The sequence below is a fragment of the Flavobacterium sp. genome (genome assembly GCF_003525665.1).
GTDB lineage: Bacteria > Bacteroidota > Bacteroidia > Flavobacteriales > Flavobacteriaceae > Flavobacterium.
Genome location: NZ_DQDX01000127.1, coordinates 5496 through 6124, shown reverse-complemented (window position 1 = coordinate 6124; position 629 = coordinate 5496). Strand labels below are relative to the sequence as shown.

The window sequence follows — 629 nt, the reverse complement described above, 5'->3', positions numbered from 1 at the left end:
ATGTAGAATTATGAATAAGTTAATTACTAATAGAAATTTGACAATTATAAATTTTGTAATTGTTTCTTATTTTATCCTTATTTACTTAATTAATTTTTACAAAATAGATTTTGTTTTAGTTGAAGTTTTTAGAGAACTACTCACAATACCTTTCTTACTTGCACAAATAGTATTTTTAATTACCGGAATAATTTTTTTAATTAATAATAAAAAGAGTTTCATAACTATAATTAGTCTTTTAGCACTAACTCTATGTACATTCATTACAATTAGTAGTTTCTTTTAAAATTGAAACGAGATTGCCATACAAGTAAAATTAATTCTATACTCAAAAATCTGAAAACCGAAAACTCGTAACTCGAACCTTTTTTTTCACATCATCCCAACCTTTTTATAAAAAAAGTACTCTATACAATTGAGCATGAACTTCAAAGGATGTAATAGATTATGAAGAAAATTATAATAGTTGTATTTTTATCAATGATTTACGGTTGTAAAACTAAAAGTTTTGAAACCAAAAAACTTGTCTGTTTATCAGAGGTTTATAAAAAAGCATATGATTTAGAACTTATCGAAAAAGACCCGATTGTAGTTATAGATGAAAAAATATATAGTTTACTTTCCAAAGT

Annotated in this window: 1 protein-coding gene; it reads left to right on the top strand. The window is 23.4% G+C overall.

Translation table 11 applies throughout. The annotated features are described in order from the left end of the window. Positions 1 to 447 precede the first annotated feature (447 nt). The coding region (locus tag DIU01_RS09110; protein WP_290833700.1) for a hypothetical protein at positions 448 to 629 on the top strand (182 nt) is incomplete at its 3' end.